Origin of the sequence: Kribbella pittospori (assembly GCF_004331465.1) — a bacterium.
Lineage (GTDB): Bacteria > Actinomycetota > Actinomycetes > Propionibacteriales > Kribbellaceae > Kribbella > Kribbella pittospori.
The window spans coordinates 550052-565965 of sequence record NZ_SJKB01000004.1; the positions used below are offsets into that span (position 1 = coordinate 550052).

Below are 15914 nucleotides of genomic sequence, written 5' to 3' on the forward strand. Positions count from 1 at the left end.
GGCTACCGGTTGGATCAGACCGTCAGCAGGAGTGCGGCGGCTATGACGGAGCCCACGACCGCGCCGCCGTAGCAGAAGATCACGATGGGGACGGCGAAGCGCTTGAGTTGGAGGCCGTCGTAGAGGGTGTAGCGGAAGCGGTGGGCCCAGTGGAAGAGGGCCAGGGCGGACAGGCCGAACAGCACGAGCCGGGTGAGTGGATTGTGCAGTACGGCGTACAGGTGCTCATGCGTCGGCGGTGTCAGCCAGTCCAGCGGGAACGCGATGCCGAACAGGAAGAGCAGGATCGGGAGCATCAACGCCGCGACCATGCCGCCGGAGCTGAACAGCATCCACAGCAGGGGTTCGGGCGAGCGGCGGTGGTTCATCGCAGCACCAGCCAGGCGACGATTGCCGACAGCACCAACCAGGCAAGGTAGTGCGCGGCAACGATCTGCCGCGGCGGCACCCGGTGCCCACGCGCCTTGACCACCATGGCTCGCGGCGCCAGCCCGAACCAGGTCACCACATGCAGCAGCAGGAACAGCATCGTGATCACGTTGATCGCGACCATCCACCACTCGCCACTGCGGTCCAGGAACCGCTGGTACGACGTCGGCCCGTCGCTGACCGCGTTGACCAGCAGCAGGAGGTAGACCACCGTCCACGCGACGAACACGCTGCTCAACTCGCGGAGTACGAAGAGCAGATAGGACCGGCGCTCGAGCCACCACAACAGGTGAACCGGCCGCTCGTACACACTCATCGCCGGCTCCTCGGCATCAGCAGGCCCTTGATCGCCTGGGTCGCCGCGGTCAGCTTGTACCGCTGGATCGCGCCCGCCGGGTCCACGCCCTTCGGGCACGCGGCACTGCACTCGCCGACGAAGGTGCAGGACCAGATCCCTTCCGGCGACGACAGGACGGCGAGACGCTCGTCGGCACCCTCGTCCCGCGAGTCGAGGTTGTAGCGCTGCGCGAGCGCGATCGCCGCCGGGCCGACGAAGTCCTGGTCGAGGGCGTACACCGGGCAGGCCGAGTAGCACAGCATGCAGTTGATGCACATGCTGAACTGCTGATAGTCCTCCAGCTCCTCCGGTGTCTGCAGGTACTCCCCCTCCTCGAGCGGACTGTGCACGTCCCGGACCAGCCACGGCTTGACGGTCGGCAGCTTGTCCATGAAGTCGCCGATGTCGACGACCAGGTCGCGGATCACCGGGAAGTTGTGCAGCGGCTCGATCCGGATCGGTCCGGGCGCGTAGTCGGTGAGGAAGGTGGCGCAACTCAGCTGGGGATCTCCGTTGACCGTCATCCCGCAGCTGCCGCAGATGCCCATCCGGCACGACCATCGGAAGGACAGCGTGCCGTCCAGATGGTCCTTGATGTAGCTGAGGCCGTCCAGGACGGCCCACTGCTCACGCAGCGGGACCTGGTACGACTGCAGGACCGGTTCGGTGTCCTCCCCGGGCCGGAAGCGCGCGACCTCGAGGGTGATCTCGTCTGCCATCACTATCTCCCGTACACGCGTTCGCCCGGCGGCCAGCGGGTGATGGTCACCGGTAGGTACGTGACGCGGCCGGTCCCGTCGGGTTGACGGCGGACCAGCGAATGCGCCAGGAAACGATCGTCGTCGCGGGCCGGGAAGTCGGTGCGCTGGTGTGCTCCGCGCGACTCCTCCCGGCGCAGCGCGCAGGCAATGATGCTCTCGGCAACATCGAGCATGAACCCCAGCTCGAGCCAGGCGATCAGCTCGGTGTTGAAGTTCGTGCTGTGGTCGTCGATCGCCGCGTGCTGGTACCGCAGCCGCAGCTCGGCCAGCCCGTGCTCCGCCTTGGTCAGCGAGTCGCCGTCGCGGTAGATCCCGGCGCCGTTCTCCATCGTGGTCTGCATCTCGGTGCGGATGTCCGCGATCCGTTCATGACCCTCGGCACGCCGGGCCAGCTCCCCGGACAGCCGCCGCTCCTCGTCCCGGCCCTGCGCCAGGACAGCCTCGGGTACGGCGGTCCGGTAGCGGCCGGCGAACACCGCGGCGGCCCGGCCGGCCCGGGTGCCGAACACCAGACACTCCGGCAACGAGTTCGACCCCAGCCGGTTCGCGCCGTTGATGCTGACACAGGCGACCTCGCCGGCGGCGTACAGGCCCTCGAGTGACGTGGCACCCCGGATGTCGGTGTGGATCCCGCCCATCATGTAGTGCACCACCGGACGGACCGGCACCAGTTCCTTGACCGGGTCGATGTTCTGGTAGTTCGTGCACAGCTCGCGGACGAACGGCAGCTTGGCGTCGATCAGCTTCGCACCCAGGTGCCGCAGATCCAGGTGGACGACCGGCCCGTACGGCGTATCGGTCGTCCGGCCCTTCTCCACCTCGTGGACGAACGCCTGGGACAACCGGTCGCGTGGGCCGAGCTCCATGCTGCGCAGGACCGGCGTCGGCGACGGCGTACCGAGGTCGTAGTCCTGCAGATAGCGATAGCCGTCCTTGTTCAGCAGCCAGCCGCCTTCGGCCCGCGTCGCCTCGGTGATGAGGATGCCGGTGAACGGCAGGCCGGTCGGGTGGTACTGCACGAACTCCATGTCCTTGAGCGCCGCACCGGCTCGGTACGCCAGCGCCATGCCGTCACCGGTCTTGATGTTCGCGTTCGTGGTGAACGGGTAGACGCGTCCGCACCCGCCCGTACACACGATCACTGTGCTCGCGGTGATGGTCTCGATCCGCCCGGTGGCCAGTTCGATCGCGACAACGCCGTACGCGCGGCCGTCGTCGACCAGGATCTTCGTGACGTACCACTCGTCGTACCGGACGATGTCGGAGTACGAGAGCGCGGTCTGGAAGAGCGTGTGCAGCAGGTGGAAGCCGGTCCGGTCGGCGGCGAACCACGTGCGCTTCTTCTTCATGCCACCGAAGGCCCGGACCGCGATCCGTCCGTCGGGCTGCCGGCTCCACGGGCATCCCCAGTGCTCGAGCCGGAGCAGTTCGCGCGGCGCCTCGGCGACGAACGCCTCGACCGCGTCCTGGTCGCAGAGCCAGTCGCTGCCGGACACCGTGTCGTACGCGTGCTCGTCCAGGCTGTCGTCGTCCGCGGCAACGGCCGCGGCGCCACCCTCGGCCGAGACCGTGTGGCTGCGCATCGGATAGACCTTCGACACGACCGCCACCCGCAGTGCCGGGTTCGTCTCGGCCACCGCGATGGCAGCACGGAGCCCGGCGCCGCCGCCCCCGATGACCACGACGTCATGGAAGGTGGTCATCAGGCCTCGTGCTCGCCGCTGTGCTCGTCGGACAGGACCTTGCCGTCGTGCCGGACGGTCCGGATCCGCACGCTGCCGTCATGGAACTCGTGCTGCATGTGCCGGCAGCCGCAGGCGTAGTGCATGTCGTCGAGCCGGAAGCCCTCGAAGTCGTCCTCCTGGCTCCGGTCCGCATCACCGAGCCGCCCGCAGGGCGCCCGCTCCCCCGTGAGGTGGGTCTTCGTCCCGGTCATCCTCCTACCCCCTAACCGCTCGAGGCGTTTGTGACCTACATCACGCCTCGATAGTGCGCCTAGGTTTTCGCGGCGGCAATGCCTGAGTCGCCGGGAAGAACTACTGCTTGCGCTCCCGCCATTCGCGTTCGAAGGGGAGCCGCCAGGCGCGGGGGGCGATCAACTGGTGGATCGCGTTCGGGCCCCAGGTGCCCGGCTGGTACGGCTTCACCGGCGGCGGATCGTCCAGCAGCAGGGCCGAGCGGTCCCAGAGCGACTCGATACCCTCCGCGGTGGTGAACAGCGTATGGTCGCCGCGCATGGCGTCAAGGATCAGGCGTTCGTACGCCTCCAGTACGTCGCCCGCGCTCTCGGTCTCCTGGGTGGAGAACTGCATCGAGAGCTTCTCCAGCCGCATCCCCGGGCCGGGGCGCTTGCCGTAGAAGGACAGCGAGACCCGGGACGAGTCGGCCAGGTCGAAGGTCAGGTGGTCCGGGCCCTGGGCACCGACCCCGGAGCCGGCCGGGAACATCGTCTTCGGCGCCTCCTTGAAGGCGATCGAGATGATCCGCTGGCCCTCGGCCATCCGCTTGCCGGTGCGCAGGTAGAACGGCACGCCGGCCCAGCGCCAGTTGTCGATGCCGACCTTCATCGCGATGAAGGTCTCGGTGTCGGAGTCCGGCGCGACCCCGTCCTCGTTGCGATAGCCGCCGTACTGGCCACGGACCACGTCCTGGGTCTGGATCGGCAGCATCGAGCGGAAGACCTTGTTCTTCTCCTCGGAGATCGCCCGCGGCTCCAATGCGGTCGGCGGCTCCATCGCGACGAACGACAGCACCTGCAGGACATGCGTGACGACCATGTCCTTGAACGCACCGGTCGGCTCGTAGAACGTGGCCCGCTGGTCCAGCCCGAGCGACTCGGGGATGTCGATCTGCACGTGGTCGATGAAGTTGCGGTTCCAGATCGGCTCGAACAACCCGTTCGCGAACCGGAACGCGAGGATGTTGAGTGCCGCCTCCTTTCCGAGGAAGTGGTCGATCCGGAACACCTGCGCCTCGTCGAAGGTCTCGTGGACGAAGTCGTTCAGGTCGATCGCGCTGGCCAGGTCGTCGCCGAACGGCTTCTCCATCACGACCCGCGCATTGTCGACCAGGTCCGCGTCGCGCAGCATCGCGATCACGGACTGCGCCGCCTTCGGGGGCACGGACAAGTAGTGCAGCCGGCAGGCGTCAGGGCCGAGCAGCGCCTCCGCCGACTTGACCGCGGCGGCCAGCGCCTCGGGGCCGGCGGTCACCGGCACGTACTCGAGCCGGTCGGAGAACACCGCGCATTCCTCGTCACTCATCCGGTGCGTCCCGAACCTCTCAACGGCCTCCCTGGCCCGGACCCGGAACTCCTCCGTGGTCAGGTCCTCGGTCGCCGACCCGATGATGCGTACGTCGGGAGCGAACTTGGACTGCTGCAGATACGCCAGACCGGGCAGCAGTTTGCGCTTGGCCAGGTCACCGGTCGCGCCGAACAGCACGATCACGTGCGGCGCCAGCGGCACCGGGTCGCGCCGCGACGGCCGCGACCCCGGTGCCGGATACGCGATGGTCTGGGTACGGTCAGGCATTCAGTCCTCCCACGGACGCCACCGGAGCCAACATCCGCAGTCTAGGTGCCTGAGGTGACGCTCCGGCGTCAGGCGGATTGCCAGAGTCCTAGGACGTTGCCCTCGGGGTCTTCGAAGTACGCGGCGAAGCCCATGTCGCCGACGGCCATCTTCTCGCCGACCTGCTTGCCGCCGAGGCTCTCGACGGTCTTCAGCGCGGCGTCCACGTCGGTCACGTCGACAGTCAGCACCGGGCGGGTGAGCTCCTTGGTGCGCTGGAACATGCCGCCGTTGATGAAGCCGGGCTCGGACGGCATCGCCTGGTCGTCCACCGGCCCGGTCGACGCCATCGTGTAGTCCATCTCGGGCATCTCCATCAGGTTCCACCCGAACGCTTCACGGTAGAACGTCCGCGCTCGCTCACCGTCGTCGTACGGAACCTCGAAGTGCACAATTCGACCGGTCATAACCATTCCCCTCCCCGGGTGGTCGGCTGTTGCCGACGCTAGTCCCGGCAGGTCGTTTGAGCCAGGTCTGGACGGCTACGGTGGAGCTGTCTGTTTCCGTCCGGACCGTTCGTCGGTGGGGTGAGACATTCTGTGGAGGAGGACCATGAAGTACCTGCTGATGATCTGTGCTGAAGACGACTCGCACGCGAACGACGGCTGCGGCGGGTGGTCGGAGGAGATGGAGCAACGCGGCGTGGTCGCGGGCGGTGCCGGGCTGCGCCCGCCGGCGGAGGCGACGACCGTCCGGGTCCGGAACGACGAACTCCTGCTCACCGACGGCCCGTTCGCGGAGACCAAGGAGCAGATCGGCGGTTTCGTGCTGATCGACTGTGCCGACCTGGACGAGGCGATCGAGATCGCCGCCAAGCACCCGGCAGCGGGCTACGGCACCATCGAGATCCGCCCGGTGCTGGAGCCACCGCCGGGGGTGAGGTGACGTTCGAGGAGATCTACCGGCAGGAGTGGGGCCAGGTGGTCGCCACTCTGATCCGCGTGACCGGTGACTGGGAGCTCGCCGAGGAGGCCGCCCAGGAGGCGTTCGCCGCGGCCCTGGAGCGCTGGCCGCGGGACGGCGTACCGGACAAGCCCGGTGCCTGGTTGACCACCACCGCACGCAACCGCGCGATCGACTGGCTGCGCCGGGAGGCTGTCGGCACCGCCAAACTGCAGGAGGTGGCTGTGATGACGCATGAGCCGGACGCGCCGTACGACGTACCGGACGACCGGCTGCGGTTGATGTTCACGTGCTGCCATCCGGCGCTGGCCATGGAGGCCCGGGTCGCGTTGACACTGCGGACGCTGGCCGGTCTCAGTACGGCGGAGATCGCGCGGGCGTTTCTGGTGCCGGAGACAACTATGTCGAAGCGGCTCACCAGGGCCAAGCAGAAGATCCAGCACGCCGGTATCCCCTACCGGGTCCCGCCGTCGCACCTCCTGCCCGAGCGGACGCCCGCGGTACTGGCTGTCCTCTACCTGCTGTTCAACGAGGGGTACTCCGATATCGTCCGTAACAGCCTTAGTGCTGAAGCGATCCGGTTGACGCGGCTGCTCGTGCAGCTCATGCCGGACGAGCCGGAGGCCGCCGGACTGCTCGCCCTCATGCTGCTCCACGACGCCCGCCGTGAGACCCGCCTGACGCCGGACGGCGAGCTGATCACGTTGGAGGACCAGGACCGGACTCGGTGGGACGGTGAACTGATCGCCGAGGGCGAGGCACTGCTCGATGCGACGCTCCGCCGCGGTGCACCCGGGCCTTACCAGGTGCAGGCCGCGATAGCCGCTTGTCACGCCACCGCGCGTACGGCGGCCGACACGGACTGGCCGCAGATCGCGGCACTGTACGGACAGCTCAAGCAGACGCCGGTGATCGCGCTCAATCGCGCCGTCGCCATCGGCATGGCCGACGGGCCAGGCGTGGGACTGCGGCTGGTGGACGACCTGTCCGCGGGGCCGTTGACCGGCTATCACCTGCTCCCGGCGACCCGCGCGGACTTCCTCCGGCGCCTCGGGCGATGGTCCGAGGCGGCATCGGCGTACCGGGAGGCAATCGAACTCGCCGGGACGGATGCGGAACGCCGATTTCTGCAAAGAAGGTTGAGCGAGGTGTCTGTCCGGGCCTGATCCGTTCGTCGGTCGGACGAAAGGAGATTGCTCATGACTGACATCCGATCGGCCATCGCGGGTGAGCGGACCGACCTCGCCGACATCCTCGCCGGCCTGCCTGCGGACGACTGGGACAAGCCGAGCCTGTGCAAGGGCTGGCGGGTGCGCGAGGTCGTTGCCCACATCACCATGCCGTTCCGCTACTCGACTCCGCAGTTCCTGCTGGGGATGGTGAAGGCGCGCGGGAAGTTCGATCGATTCGCCGATCTGGCCGCCCGGCGGGACGCGGCGGCGTTGAGTGCCGCGGAGCTGACCGCCAGCCTGCGCGACAACGTCAACCACGGGTGGAAGCCGCCGGGCGGTGGGTACGAGGGCGCGCTGTCCCACGACGTGATCCACGGCCTCGACATCACCGTTGCCCTCGGCATCGACCGGACCGTGCCGGCCGACCGCCTGCGCCACATCCTCGGCGACCTGAAGCCACGCCAGCTCAAGTACTTCGGCGTCGACCTGACCGGCATCCAACTCCGCGCCACCGACCTGGACTGGACCTTCGGCACCGGCGATCCCCTCACCGGCACAGCTCAGGACCTCCTGCTGATCCTGTCCGGCCGATCCCTCCCTCCAGCCCACCTCACCGGCCCAGCAGCCACCCGCTTCACCACGGAAGTCTCCCGATAACCATCAGCCTGCGGTTAGAGCAGGCGTGGGTGGGTGAGGTTTGCCTTGCGAGCACCTGTCGTACGACGGTCCGCGGGCTGGTGACGGAACAGGCGGCCGCCGTAGCGGAGCCATTGGGGGTGGCCGTTGGCGTCGAAGACGAAGTTGACTCGGATGTGGGTGGGTTGGCCGGAGGGGTCCAGGGCGAGGGCGTAACCCTTGCGGTAGAACGCGAGGCGGAGGGCGACCTCGCCGTCGACCTTGGCGACCAGTTCGCCGTCCTCGGCGACCAGGTCCAGCCCGAGGTCGCTCGGTTGGCCGTCGAACCCGATCTGCTGCGAGACGTACGTTCCTTCGTACGCCGCCAACCGGTGCGGCGGCAGCTCCCGCGGTACGGCGCGCAGGTTGCTCACGTTGGCGAACTCGCGCAGCGCCCAGTCGTCAGCGAACAGCTCAGCCACCAGCGACGGACCGCTCTCGGAGTTGGTCAGCAACGTGATGGCGAAGTCTCGCTTCGGCACCATCAGGAAGCCGGAGTGCTGACCGGACCAGTCGCCGCCGTGCTGTACGACGGTCGGCCCCTCGGCCGTGGGCCGCAGCATCCAACTGACCCCGACACCGTTGAGCTCGACGAACAGCGTGCCGCCGGGACCGGGGTTGGACTGCATCGCCCGGCGGGACCGGTCGGCGAGCAGGTGCGGGAACCCAGAGTGGCCCAGGTGGTAGCGCGCGTACCGCAGTTGGTCATGGGCGCTCGAGATCAGTCCGCCGGCCGCGTGCAGACTGCGCGGCATTGCGTCGAAGGCCGGCTCGACCACGGGTTTGCCGTCGACGATGTTGTGCGACGCCGCGATGCTGAAGCCCTCGAGCTCGCTGCGGAAGTACCGGCTGTGGGCCAGCCCGAGCGGATCGACGACGAGCTCGCGAACCGCTGACTCGTACGGCTTGCCGGTCACGACCTCGAGGATCCGTCCGGCGATCCCGATCGCGGCGTTGTTGTACGAGAACACCTTGCCGAGCGGCGTGAGTTGCGGGACCTGCGTCATCCCGGCGACGTACTGAGCCAGCGCATCGTCGCCCTGGCCGGTGTCGAGGAAGTAGTCGCCCTGCCAGCCGGCCGAATGGTTGAGCAGTTGGCGGACCGTGACGCGGGCGGCGACCGATGGGTCCGAGGTGATGAAGTCCGGTAGATACCGGCGTACCGGCGCGTCCAGGTGGATCCGGCCGCGTTCGACCAGCCGCATGATCGCGGTGGCGGTGAACGTCTTCGTGGTCGACCCGATCCGGAACACGGTGTCGGCGGTCACCGGCGCCTGCGTGTCGACGCTGGTGACGCCGAAACCGCGGACGTACTCCCGGCCGCGGTACCACAGGCCCAGGCCGACGCCGGGGATCGCGTACTTCGCCATCCCGGCCTCGATCTTCTCCGCCAGGCGGCCGATCGCGGCGGGTTCACGAACGCTTCCGGCGACGGCGGGCAGCGCGGGTACGGCGGCCAGCGGGACGGCGGCGGCCGCGGCGCGGAGCACGGTCCGCCGGGAGAGGGTGGTTGGTTGGTTCGAACGGTGGATGAGCTGCGAGCGGAGCGACACGGCAGTACGGCAGTCTCCTCGGTCGAGGGCGAATGCTTCCGTTCGAGATATTATTACCGAAGTTGGGATCAATGGGAGGCCTGGCCATGAACGAGTCGCCGACGCCGGTGGCGGATCTGCTGCTGCACCCGGTCCGCTGGCGGATCGTGCAACGGGTGCTCGGCCGCGAGCTGACCACCACCGAGCTCAAGCACGACCTGCCGGACGTCCCGGCCACGACCCTCTACCGGCACGTCGCCGTACTGATCGAGGCCGGCTACCTCACCGTGGTCCGCGAGCGGCGGGTCCGCGGTACGACGGAGCGCACGCTGTCGCTGGACCAGACGAAGGTCGGCCGGATCGACGAGCGGGAGGCGCGCGCGATGACGCCGGAGCAGCACCGGCAGGCGTTCCTGCTGATGCTGACCCGCCTCGCCGCCGACTTCGACCGCTTCGTCGAGCGCGGCGACCTCTACCCGCGGCTCGACCAACTCGGCTACAGCCAGCTCGCGCTGTACGTCGACGCCGACGACCTCGCCAGTCTGCGCGAAGGGCTCAACGCCCTCCTCGAGCCCCACCTCCAGGAGAAGCCGGGCAAGGACAGGCTGACCCTGTCTCTGGTCTCGCTGCCGGACGTCTAGGCTGCGGGCCATGCGGGAGATCGTGGTGATCGGGGTCGGTGCGGGTGATCCGGAGCAGGTGACGATGCAGGCCGTCGCGGCGCTGAACCGGGTCGACGTGTTCTTCGTGCTGGACAAGGGCGAGGTCAAGCAGGAGCTCGTGGACCTGCGCGAGGAGATTCTGCGCCGGTATGCCACGGACAAGGACTACCGGGTCGTGGTCGGCCGCGATCCCGAGCGGGACCGGACCACTTCGGCGTACGTCGAAGCCGTTGACGACTGGCGGCGGCGCCGGGCCGATGTGTGTGCGGAGCTGATCGCGGCGAACCTCGGTGAGGATCAGGTGGGCGCGTTCCTGGTCTGGGGCGACCCGACGCTGTACGACAGCACGCTGGCGATCCTGGACGACATCTTGGCTCGCGGTGAGCTGGCGTTCGAGGTCGAGGTGATCCCGGGGATCAGCAGTGTGTCGACGCTCGCGGCGCGGCATCGGGTCGGGCTGAACCAGGTGGGTCGGCCGATCCAGATCACCACCGGCCGGCGGCTGGCGAAGGCCTGGCCGGAGGACGTGGACGATGTGGTCGTGATGCTGGACGCGCAGACCGCTTTCACGTCGTACGCCGATGAGGATGTCGACATCTATTGGGGCGCGTACCTCGGGACCCCGGACGAGCTCCTCATTTCCGGCCCGCTCCGCGAAGTCGCCCCCGAGATCGAGAAGGTCCGCGCCGAGGCCCGCGACCGCAAAGGCTGGATCATGGACACCTACCTGCTCAGAAGGCGTGGTTAGACCAAAGGTGTAGAGGGTCTGGCCTTCGGGCCGAAGCGGTGGGTGGGCGGTTCCGCCGAGGGTTTCGGGTATGACGAAAAGACTCTTGGCGATACTTGCGGCTGGGCTTGCTCCGGCCGCTCTTCTGGTGAGTGCGGTGCAGCCTAGTGCTGCTGCGCAACCGACCGTCGTACGGACCGATGGCGGGCTCGTGCAGAGCACGGCCGTCGGCGATGCGCTGGTCTACAACGGGATCCCGTACGCCGCTCCGCCGGTCGGGCCGTTGCGGTGGAAGGCGCCACAACCCGCGAAGCCGTGGGACGGCGTACGGCAGTCGAAGATCAGCAACCCGTGTCCGCAGCAGGCCAACCCGGAGGTGCCTGACGGCGCATCCACCGAGGACTGCCTCTACCTGAACGTCACCACCCCGGCAGCCAAGTCGACCAAGCCGCGAGGTGTAGTGGTCTGGATTCCGGGCGGCGGATTCTTCTCCGGCGCCGGCTACAACTACGGCGCGTCCAGGCTGGTCACCCGCGGCGACGTGATCGTGGTGACGATCAACTACCGCCTCGGCATCTTCGGGTTCTTCGGCTACCCGGGTCTGCCGGGGTCCGGCACCTACGGTCTGCAGGACCAGCAGGCAGCACTGCGTTGGGTGCAGCGGAACGCGCGAGCCTTCGGTGGCGACCCGCGCAACGTCACGGTGGCCGGTGAGTCCGCGGGCGGCATGAGCGTGTGCGCGCAGCTCACCTCCCCCACCGCGACGGGCCTGTTCGCGAAGGCGATCATGCAGAGCGGCTCGTGCGACTTCAACTGGGCCGACAACAGCCAGTACCCGGGCCAGGCGGCCGACTCCCCCTTCATCCCGGTCAGCAGAGTCCAGGCCAACGGCAAGGAATGGGCCGAGAGCAACAAGGACAAGCTCGGCTGCAAGCCCGGCCAGTCCACGCTCGCTTGCCTCCAGACCGCGAAGTCCGACGTACTGGTCGAGGACACACTGCAGTTCACCCAGGTCGGGTACGGCGGTACTGCGACGATGCCACTGAGTCCTGCGAAGGCACTGAAGGCCGGACTGTTCCACCGTGTGCCGATCATCTCCGGCAACAACCACGACGAGGCCGCCGCATGGTTGGTTGCCTTCGGCGACGTCACAGCCGACAGCTACCCGCAACTGGTGATCAACATGGTCGGCACACAGCAGGCGCCGAAGATACTGCGTGAGTACCCGCTCAACCGGTACGAGTCTGCTGCGGCAGCGTGGACTGCCGTCACCACGGACCGGATCTGGTCCTGTACTCAGGTCGCCAGCGATCAGCACGCCGCCCGCAGGGTGCCGGTGTATGCGTACGAGTTCGCGGACAAGCACTCGCCCCTCGCAGCCGACGGACTGGGCGCCATCCACGCCGCGGAGTTGCCGTACCTCTTCGGCCTCGGCGGCTACGACTTCCCATTCCCGGAGCCGCAGCAGCGGCTGTCGAACCAGATGATCGACTACTGGACGGCGTTCGCCCGCACCGGCAACCCGAACGGGCACGACCGCCCGCACTGGTCCCCCACCACGAGTCGCACCGTCACCGGGCTCTCACTGGCTCCCACGGACCAGACCGGCATCCAGCCGGTGAACCTCAGCACCGAGCACCACTGCGGTTTCTGGGCCGGGATCAGCTGACCTTGCGCAGCAGGTCCCAACCCCGCAGCACCACCGGGGACAGGATCAGCAGGAGCAGCGCGTGGAACTTGACCCCCGGAACGAGGATCACGAGCAGGAAGGCGATCAGCGTCAACCCGGTCAGCGCCAGGGAGCCGACCGTCAGTTCCGCGGAGTCCTGAGCAGAGTGGTCGACAGCACGAGCGCACCGAGGACGAAGGCCGCCGCTGCGAGCCAAGCGACTCCGTAGCCGTCCCGGAGCGCCAGTACGTCGCTCGCACCGTCAGCCAGCCGGCTGGTCGTGGTGGACGCGGCCAGAGTCGCCAGTACGGCGGTCCCCACTGCGGCACCGGCTTGCTGTGCGGTGTTGTTGAGCCCAGACGCCAGTCCGGCATCGCCGGCGTCGGCGCTCGACATCGCGAGCATGATCGCTGCCGGGATGGCCAGGCCGATGCCGGCTCCCATCACCGCGAGCACAGGCGCGACGTTGACGACGTACGAACCATCGACCGGTGCCTGGCTGATCCAGAGCAGGGCGGCCAGGAAGGCTGCCAGTCCGGCGATCAGCATGGTGCGTGGGCCGAAGCGGACCGTCAGGCGTGGGGCGATGGAGAGCGACATCAGCGCGTTCATGATCGGCGCCGGGAGGAAGGCCAGGCCGGTGGTGAGGGAGTCGTAGCCCAGGACCCGCTGCACGTAGAGGGCGGTGGTGAACTGGAAGCCGAAGCCGGCCGCGAACAGCAGGACGACTACGACGTTCGCGACCGTGGTCTGGCGCTTGCGGAAGATGTGCAGTGAGAGCAGCGGATTCACGCTGCGGGCCTGACGGAGTACGAAGGCTGCCAGGAGAAGGACCGCCGCGGCGGCGAGGACAAGCGTGCGCGTGAGCTCCGCGTGCGGCTCGGCGGTCTGGACGATCGTGTAGACGGCGAGCGACAGACCCGCGGTGACCAAGACTGCCCCGAGTACGTCGGCGCCCTTGGTGAGGCCGAGGCCCTTCTCTGCTTGCAGGAGCCGTACGGCGAACGCGAGCGAGACGAGGCCGATCGGCACGTTGATGAGGAAGGACCAGTGCCAGCCGACGGTCTGGGTGATCACGCCGCCCAGGATGAGACCGATCGACGCACCGCTGGCCGAGGTGAAGCTGTAGACGCCCATCGCGCGCGCCTGCTCGCCCGGGGCCGGGTAGAGGCCGACGATCATTCCGAGAATCACGGCCGAGGCGAGTGCCCCACCGACTCCCTGCAGGAATCGCCCTGCGATCAGCACCTCCGCGCTGCCCGCTGTACCGCACAGCAACGACGCTGCCGTGAACAAGCCGAGGCCGGCCAGGAAGACCCGCTTGCTTCCGATCAGGTCCCCGATCCGTCCGGCCAGCAGGAGCAAGCCCGCGAAAGCGATCAGGTAGGAGTTCATCACCCAGGCGAGGCCGGCCTGTGAGAACCCGAGATCACTCTGGATGGTCGGCAACGCGACCGTGACCACGGTCCCGTCGAGGATGATCATCAACTGCATGACGCACAACACCAGCAGGGCTTTCGTCCGTCCGGCCGCCACCGGACGCCCCGCCTGAACCACCGTTTCCACTGCCATCACCCATCTCCTTGCCCAGCTCGAAGCAGAACAAGTACGACGGTAGCAGATAGTTCCGTACTAGACGATCTTTTGGTGGATTACCTCGTGCGTTGCCGGGCGCGGCGGACGGAGACGGCTTCGACCGGGACCGAGAGGTGGCCGTCGACCAGGTCGACGAGGGCGTCGACGAAGGGCTTGCGTTCGCTGGCGGTGAGGGCGTCGAGGACCTCGGCGTGGACCCGGTCGACGATGCGCTGCCCGTCGGCGGCGATCTTCGCGCCGGCGGGGGTGACGGCGATGATGCGAGCGCGGCGGTCGGTGGCGGAGGGCTTGCGCTCGGCGTACCCGGCCTCTTCGAGCGCGTCGACGGTGACGACCATCGTCGTCTTGTCCATGTAGGCCAGCTCGGCGATCTGGATCTGGGTGCGCTCCTCCTCGAGGGCATGCCGCAGTACGCACTGCATCCGCAACGTCAGCCCGATCTCCGCCAGGGCAGCCGACAACTGCGTCTCGAGCACATGCCCGGCATGCGTGAGATAGCCGGTGAGGTCAGGAACCGTACGCACAGGAGTCTTCGCCATAACCTCCAGGGTAACGCGAGATCATCTACTCCCAGATCATCTCGTGCCCAATCATTCCGCCGGCCGTGCCTGACGCCGACAGTGTGTTGGGTAGCGGGAATGCGACGTGTGGGGCGGTGTCGTGAAGTTGCGAGTGTGAGGGGATCGGGGGCGGTTGGCTGGTTGGCATGACTGTTGTGACAACATCGACGCCGACCGTTCGCTGGTTCGGCGTGATCGCGGTGACGTTGGGGATCTTCACGATCACCACCACCGAGATCCTGCCGATCGGACTGCTCACCCCGATCGGCGCAACCTTCTCACTCACGCCCGGACGCACCGGCTGGCTGATGACCATGCCTGGACTCGTGGCGGGCGTCGCGGCGCCGGTGATCACGGTCGCCACGGCCCGGCTGGACCGGCGGCTGATGCTGTGCGCGCTGATGATGCTGCTCGCGGTCGCCGGACTCCTCGCGGCTGCCGCGCCGGTCTACTGGGTCGAACTGCTCGCAAGGTTCCTCGTCGGCCTGACCGTCGGCGGCTTCTGGTCGATCGGCGCCGGCCTGGCCGCGCGACTCGTCCCCGAACGGTGGACCGCCCGCGCGACCGCAGTCATCTTCTCCGCGGTCCCGTTCGGCTCGGTGCTCGGCGTACCGGCGGGCACCGTCCTGGGTGAGCTCGCCGGCTGGCGTACGTCGTTCGCCGTACTCGGAGTGCTGTCGCTGGTGGCGCTGACTGCTCTCTACCTCACCGTGCCGCCGCTACCGCCCCTGCAGGTGACCCGGCTTGTCGTACTCCTGAATGCGCTCCGCCGCAGCAAGGGCGCGATCGTCGTCACCTGCATGCTCGTGACGGCGCACTTCGCCACCTACACCTACGTGACGCCCTTCCTGCGCGAGGTCGTGCGGCCGGAGCTGATCGGCGTGTTCCTGCTGGTGTACGGCGCCGCCGGCTTGGTCGGCAATCTCATCGCTAGTACGGCGGTCGCACGCAGCGTCCACCTCACCTTCGCCGGATGCGCCGCCTGCATCGCCACCGCGACCCTTCTGTTGCCGGTCCTGGGTCGCAGTACGACGGGAGCCCTGGCGCTGCTCATCGTCTGGGGCATCGGGTACGGCGGTGTGCCGGTCTGCTCGATGAACATGTTCGCGAAGGCCGCGCCGGCGTCGCGGGAGGCGGCGACTGTGCTGTTCACCGGCTCGTTCCAGGCGGTGCTGTCCACCGGGGCGTTGCTGGGCGGTCTGGTGGTGGACGGCTGGTCCGTGTCGACCGTCATGGTCGCGGGCGGGGTGTGCGCGGCGCTGACCGCCGGAGTGCTGCTGTGGTCCAGAGCACAGGAGGCGGGGACGTAGCATCGCGGT

General features: G+C 68.1%; 18 protein-coding genes. 7 read left to right on the forward strand and 11 right to left on the reverse strand.

Annotated features, from left to right (window positions below; genetic code table 11):
- Positions 1 to 14: 14 nt before the first annotated feature.
- The 7 genes from frdD to E0H73_RS16130 form a co-directional block, all read right to left on the reverse strand.
- Entirely contained in the window at positions 15 to 368 is a 354-nt protein-coding gene (gene frdD / locus E0H73_RS16100) for a fumarate reductase subunit FrdD (RefSeq protein ID WP_131356130.1), read from the reverse strand.
- Positions 365 to 745 carry a succinate dehydrogenase/fumarate reductase transmembrane subunit gene (locus E0H73_RS16105; RefSeq protein ID WP_131356133.1) on the reverse strand — a complete coding sequence of 127 codons (381 nt, stop codon included), beginning with the start codon at positions 743 to 745 and terminating at the stop codon, positions 365 to 367. Before E0H73_RS16105 ends, frdD begins: the two co-directional genes overlap by 4 nt.
- Positions 742 to 1485 carry a succinate dehydrogenase/fumarate reductase iron-sulfur subunit gene (locus E0H73_RS16110; protein WP_131356136.1) on the reverse strand — a complete coding sequence of 248 codons (744 nt, stop codon included), beginning with the start codon at positions 1483 to 1485 and terminating at the stop codon, positions 742 to 744. The genes E0H73_RS16105 and E0H73_RS16110 overlap by 4 nt, the downstream gene beginning before the upstream one ends.
- Before the next feature lie 2 nt (positions 1486 to 1487).
- A complete protein-coding gene (frdA, locus tag E0H73_RS16115) occupies positions 1488 to 3230 on the reverse strand; it encodes a fumarate reductase (quinol) flavoprotein subunit (protein WP_131356139.1) in 1743 nt (580 codons plus the stop codon).
- Entirely contained in the window at positions 3230 to 3463 is a 234-nt protein-coding gene (locus tag E0H73_RS16120; RefSeq protein ID WP_131356142.1) for a hypothetical protein, read from the reverse strand. Before E0H73_RS16120 ends, frdA begins: the two co-directional genes overlap by 1 nt.
- 100 nt (positions 3464 to 3563) lie before the next feature.
- On the reverse strand, positions 3564 to 5060 hold the full coding sequence (gene zwf, locus E0H73_RS16125; protein ID WP_131356145.1) for a glucose-6-phosphate dehydrogenase: 1497 nt from the start codon (positions 5058 to 5060) through the stop codon (positions 3564 to 3566).
- Positions 5061 to 5128: 68 nt separating this feature from the next.
- Positions 5129 to 5506, reverse strand: coding sequence for a VOC family protein (locus E0H73_RS16130; RefSeq protein WP_131356148.1), 378 nt, complete (start codon positions 5504 to 5506; stop codon positions 5129 to 5131).
- Positions 5507 to 5651: 145 nt separating this feature from the next.
- On the opposite strand from E0H73_RS16130, the gene E0H73_RS16135 reads away from it, so the two are divergent.
- From E0H73_RS16135 to E0H73_RS16145, 3 genes are read left to right on the forward strand one after another with little or no spacing between them, the layout of a single operon-like run.
- Positions 5652 to 5984: a YciI family protein gene (locus tag E0H73_RS16135; RefSeq protein ID WP_131356151.1), complete on the forward strand. Its 333-nt coding sequence runs from the start codon at positions 5652 to 5654 to the stop codon at positions 5982 to 5984.
- Complete coding sequence (locus E0H73_RS16140; RefSeq protein WP_131356154.1) at positions 5981 to 7168, forward strand: RNA polymerase sigma factor; 1188 nt, start codon at positions 5981 to 5983, stop codon at positions 7166 to 7168. Before E0H73_RS16135 ends, E0H73_RS16140 begins: the two co-directional genes overlap by 4 nt.
- Before the next feature lie 33 nt (positions 7169 to 7201).
- Positions 7202 to 7831, forward strand: coding sequence for a maleylpyruvate isomerase family mycothiol-dependent enzyme (locus E0H73_RS16145; protein ID WP_131356157.1), 630 nt, complete (start codon positions 7202 to 7204; stop codon positions 7829 to 7831).
- A 14-nt stretch (positions 7832 to 7845) separates the two neighbouring features.
- On the opposite strand, the gene E0H73_RS16150 is transcribed toward E0H73_RS16145, so the two are convergent.
- Positions 7846 to 9402 carry a serine hydrolase domain-containing protein gene (locus E0H73_RS16150; protein WP_202867405.1) on the reverse strand — a complete coding sequence of 519 codons (1557 nt, stop codon included), beginning with the start codon at positions 9400 to 9402 and terminating at the stop codon, positions 7846 to 7848.
- A gap of 86 nt (positions 9403 to 9488) precedes the next feature.
- Between E0H73_RS16150 and E0H73_RS16155 the strand changes: the two genes are divergently transcribed.
- The 3 genes from E0H73_RS16155 to E0H73_RS16165 all read left to right on the forward strand — a co-directional run bounded on the left by E0H73_RS16155 (position 9489) and on the right by E0H73_RS16165 (position 12439).
- Positions 9489 to 10022 (forward strand): helix-turn-helix domain-containing protein, encoded by a 534-nt coding sequence (locus tag E0H73_RS16155; protein WP_165555697.1) that lies wholly within the window; start codon positions 9489 to 9491, stop codon positions 10020 to 10022.
- A 10-nt stretch (positions 10023 to 10032) separates the two neighbouring features.
- Positions 10033 to 10791, forward strand: coding sequence for a precorrin-6A synthase (deacetylating) (cobF, locus tag E0H73_RS16160; RefSeq protein ID WP_131356162.1), 759 nt, complete (start codon positions 10033 to 10035; stop codon positions 10789 to 10791).
- Positions 10792 to 10861: 70 nt separating this feature from the next.
- Positions 10862 to 12439: a carboxylesterase/lipase family protein gene (locus tag E0H73_RS16165; RefSeq protein WP_131356165.1), complete on the forward strand. Its 1578-nt coding sequence runs from the start codon at positions 10862 to 10864 to the stop codon at positions 12437 to 12439.
- On the opposite strand, the gene E0H73_RS47955 is transcribed toward E0H73_RS16165, so the two are convergent.
- The 3 genes from E0H73_RS47955 to E0H73_RS16175 all read right to left on the reverse strand — a co-directional run bounded on the left by E0H73_RS47955 (position 12432) and on the right by E0H73_RS16175 (position 14574).
- On the reverse strand, positions 12432 to 12554 hold the full coding sequence (locus E0H73_RS47955) for a hypothetical protein (protein ID WP_272949130.1): 123 nt from the start codon (positions 12552 to 12554) through the stop codon (positions 12432 to 12434). The genes E0H73_RS16165 and E0H73_RS47955 overlap by 8 nt on opposite strands.
- 26 nt (positions 12555 to 12580) lie before the next feature.
- The gene (locus E0H73_RS16170; protein WP_131356168.1) at positions 12581 to 14011 is read right to left on the reverse strand and encodes an MFS transporter; all 1431 of its coding nucleotides are present in this window, start codon (positions 14009 to 14011) and stop codon (positions 12581 to 12583) included.
- A gap of 80 nt (positions 14012 to 14091) precedes the next feature.
- A complete protein-coding gene (locus E0H73_RS16175; RefSeq protein WP_131356170.1) occupies positions 14092 to 14574 on the reverse strand; it encodes a MarR family winged helix-turn-helix transcriptional regulator in 483 nt (160 codons plus the stop codon).
- 167 nt (positions 14575 to 14741) lie between these two features.
- On the opposite strand from E0H73_RS16175, the gene E0H73_RS16180 reads away from it, so the two are divergent.
- Positions 14742 to 15905 carry an MFS transporter gene (locus E0H73_RS16180; RefSeq protein ID WP_131356173.1) on the forward strand — a complete coding sequence of 388 codons (1164 nt, stop codon included), beginning with the start codon at positions 14742 to 14744 and terminating at the stop codon, positions 15903 to 15905.
- Positions 15906 to 15914: the final 9 nt, after the last annotated feature.

What these genes read in the sequence shown, in the direction of transcription:
- frdD (WP_131356130.1), bottom strand. Translation starts at nt 368, where the DNA reads ATGAACCACCGCCGCTCGCCCGAACCCCTGCTGTGGATGCTGTTCAGC.
- E0H73_RS16105 (WP_131356133.1), bottom strand. Translation starts at nt 745, where the DNA reads ATGAGTGTGTACGAGCGGCCGGTTCACCTGTTGTGGTGGCTCGAGCGC.
- E0H73_RS16110 (WP_131356136.1), bottom strand. Translation starts at nt 1,485, where the DNA reads ATGGCAGACGAGATCACCCTCGAGGTCGCGCGCTTCCGGCCCGGGGAG.
- frdA (WP_131356139.1), bottom strand. Translation starts at nt 3,230, where the DNA reads ATGACCACCTTCCATGACGTCGTGGTCATCGGGGGCGGCGGCGCCGGG.
- E0H73_RS16120 (WP_131356142.1), bottom strand. Translation starts at nt 3,463, where the DNA reads ATGACCGGGACGAAGACCCACCTCACGGGGGAGCGGGCGCCCTGCGGG.
- zwf (WP_131356145.1), bottom strand. Translation starts at nt 5,060, where the DNA reads ATGCCTGACCGTACCCAGACCATCGCGTATCCGGCACCGGGGTCGCGG.
- E0H73_RS16130 (WP_131356148.1), bottom strand. Translation starts at nt 5,506, where the DNA reads ATGACCGGTCGAATTGTGCACTTCGAGGTTCCGTACGACGACGGTGAG.
- E0H73_RS16135 (WP_131356151.1), top strand. Translation starts at nt 5,652, where the DNA reads ATGAAGTACCTGCTGATGATCTGTGCTGAAGACGACTCGCACGCGAAC.
- E0H73_RS16145 (WP_131356157.1), top strand. Translation starts at nt 7,202, where the DNA reads ATGACTGACATCCGATCGGCCATCGCGGGTGAGCGGACCGACCTCGCC.
- E0H73_RS16155 (WP_165555697.1), top strand. Translation starts at nt 9,489, where the DNA reads ATGAACGAGTCGCCGACGCCGGTGGCGGATCTGCTGCTGCACCCGGTC.
- cobF (WP_131356162.1), top strand. Translation starts at nt 10,033, where the DNA reads ATGCGGGAGATCGTGGTGATCGGGGTCGGTGCGGGTGATCCGGAGCAG.
- E0H73_RS16165 (WP_131356165.1), top strand. Translation starts at nt 10,862, where the DNA reads ATGACGAAAAGACTCTTGGCGATACTTGCGGCTGGGCTTGCTCCGGCC.
- E0H73_RS16170 (WP_131356168.1), bottom strand. Translation starts at nt 14,011, where the DNA reads ATGGCAGTGGAAACGGTGGTTCAGGCGGGGCGTCCGGTGGCGGCCGGA.
- E0H73_RS16175 (WP_131356170.1), bottom strand. Translation starts at nt 14,574, where the DNA reads ATGGCGAAGACTCCTGTGCGTACGGTTCCTGACCTCACCGGCTATCTC.
- E0H73_RS16180 (WP_131356173.1), top strand. Translation starts at nt 14,742, where the DNA reads ATGACTGTTGTGACAACATCGACGCCGACCGTTCGCTGGTTCGGCGTG.